General features: G+C 75.5%; 2 protein-coding genes. Both read right to left on the reverse strand.

Going from position 1 to position 2,686, the window contains the following annotated elements; translation table 11 throughout:
• Positions 1 to 217 precede the first annotated feature (217 nt).
• Entirely contained in the window at positions 218 to 1,435 is a 1,218-nt protein-coding gene (locus tag AC0CYZ_RS24575; protein WP_472220214.1) for a PA containing protein, read from the reverse strand.
• Positions 1,436 to 1,594: 159 nt separating this feature from the next.
• Positions 1,595 to 2,686: primosomal protein (locus AC0CYZ_RS24580; protein ID WP_472220216.1), on the reverse strand; the 1,092-nt coding region annotated here is incomplete at its 5' end.

Consider the following 2,686-nt stretch of genomic DNA (forward strand, 5'->3'; position numbering starts at 1 on the left):
GCTCCACCCGGCCGGGGCGCCTCCGAGGCGTCGACGGCCGGTCCGGGCGCGGCGACCCCGGCGCAGGCCTGCCGGGGCAGGCCCGTCGAGGTGGCCGCCGCACCGGGCCCCGCGCCGAGGAACACCAGGACCGTGGCCAGGACGACGGCGAGCGGGAGACGCGACGGCGCGGGCATCGGTCGTCGACCCTAGCCCGCGCCGCGGGGACGGCGGAGGGTCAGGCCTCCGCGTCCTCCTCGTCGGAGGCGTGGTCGGGGTGACCGTGCCCGTTGAGGCTCGAGCCCGACGCGAGCGCGGGCTTGCGGGCGCTGCGCCGGGCGGCCGGGCGCGGGGCCGGGGACTGCTGCTGCCCCGACCCGAGGATGATCTCCGCGAAGGTGGAGAGCGCCTCGTCGAGCTGGCCGGCCTGGCGCCGCTCGGACTCCTCGTTCGAGCGGTTCACCAGGGCGACGACGGCCTCGTGGTCGGGCCGGTTCACCAGGGTGCCGTCGAGCTTGTCGAGCGAGGCCTCCAGCGAGGACGCCACCGTCGAGACGCGGTCGGTCAGGGCGGACTCGACGCCGTCGACGCGCGCCGAGAGCCCGGAGAGGCTGCGCTCGACGCCCTCGACCTTGCCCGAGAGCGTGGTGTCGAGGCCGTCGATCGCGGCGGCCACGCTGCTCTGCACGTTCTCCACGCGACTGCCGAGGGTGTGCTCGACGCCCTCGACCCGCGTGCCCACGCCGTCGAGACGCGCGGTCAGCGCCTCGAGCCGGCCGGTGAGGTCACGGAGCTGCTCGCCGGACTGCTCGCGCAGCGCCTCGGCGTCGGTCCGGGCCGTCTCGCGCGAGCCGGAGATCTCCTCGGAGAGCGACCGGGTCGTCTCGCCGAGGGCGCGCGAGGTCTCCTCGACCTGGCCGCGCAGCGACGACTCGACGGACTCGAGGCGCTCGCGCAGCGGGCCGGTCACGGCGGCCGGGATCTGGTCGAGGCGCATCTCGTGGCGGTCGAGGCGGTTGTCGAGGTCGTCGAGGCGCTTGTGCAGCCCGGAGATGCGGTCCTCGAGCCCGTCCATGCGCCCGGCGACGCCCTCGAACCGCCCCGCCACCCCGTCCAGCCGGCCGTCGAGCTGGGCGAAGGGCGTCGCCAGCCGGTCCGCGACGCGGTCCACGATCCCCTCGACGAGGCGGGCGAGCGACGAGACCGCCGACTCCTGGGCGTCCAGCTTCGCGACCGTCTCGTCGAGCCGCTCGGCGAGCACGCTCATCTCGGTGCGGTCCGGGACGTCCGCGAGCCGCTTGCGGATCGCGCCGAGGGCGTCCAGCGCGGCCAGCCGACCGTGGATCTCGTCGAGCGAGTCGAAGATCTGCTGCTGCTCGCTGTCCCGGACCTCGGCGGCCCGGGTCAGCATGCTGCGCATCCGGTCGAAGGACATCGTCTGGTTGGAGTCGATCACGCGGAGCCCACTCTCTGCGGGGACGGCCAGGTCTGGATCGGGGCGGACCGGAACCCGCGGCCCGGGTACGTCGCCCCGGCAGGCTAACCAGGGCCGATGACCCGATCGGACGCGCCCCCGACAACGGCGGGCGACATCACGCCCCGTCCGTCACACCGGTCACGGATGGCGCAAGCGCCCCAGGAATCGGTCCTCCAGTTCACGCCACCGGGTGGCCTCGCGCTGGAACGGCGGCGACGGGGTGAGCCGATTGGGGTCCGGGCGCAGCACGAACGAGACCAGCCAGCCGAGGGCCTCCGAGGTCGCGAGGGCCTCCCGCGTCTCGGCGTCGCCGGCCCAGTCGGCGGCGTCGAGGAGGAGCTCGACGGCGAGCTCGAGCTGCGCGGGGTCGACCGCCTGCGGGCCCTCGAGGAGGTCCTCGGCCAGGCCGTTGAACACGTAGCGGTTCTCCGGGGCCACCTCGATCTCGAGATCGCCGCCGACGGCGGCCGTCACCACCTCCGACCACGTCGAGACCTCCGCGAGGTCGTGGTCGTCGGCGCCGTCGCCCGCGATCCAGGTGCGCAGGCCCCGGGGGTTGCCGAACACGTCGATCCGGCCGTCGCGGCCCAGGAACACGGGCTCGTCGTCGAGGAAGCAGCGCAGGGTGACCACCTCGCCCTCGTTCGACAGGATCGAGACGGGGTCGATCCCCACCTCCTCCCAGAAGCCGGGCTCGGGCTCCTCCTCGGCGTCGACGAGGTCGCTGCGCAGCGACTCGCCCGCGGTGTCGGTGCGGAGGTCCTCCGGGGCGTCGGCGAGCGGGCCGGCGACGGCGGAGTCCTGCGGGTCGGTCGCGACGGCCTCCGGGTCGGCCGGGGTGTTCTCCGCGTCCTCCTGGCTGCCCGACCGGGGGGCGTCCGCGTCGTCGGCGGCGGGGTCGGCACCGGCCTCGTCGGGACCGTCGGGGCCCTCGGTGGCCGCGTCGAGGTCCCCGGCCGGGGCGGGGGTCGCGGTGGCGCGCAGCTTGGCGGCCAGCTCGGTGTCGACCTCGGGGACGCGCACGAGGGCGTCGAGGGCGTCGAGCACGTCGTCCCAGCGCTCGGCGATCACGTCGGCGAGCTCGGACCACAGCGCGGCGCCGTCCCGGCCGCCGAACGCCGCCACGCCGTGCGGCAGGGCCGCGAAGGCCGGGGTGGAGTCGAGGATCGCCGTCACCGCGGTGAGGTCGCAGACGTCGGCGAGGGACCGGACCATCTCGGTGATCTCCGC

This window comes from Actinomycetospora sp., from assembly GCF_055612215.1.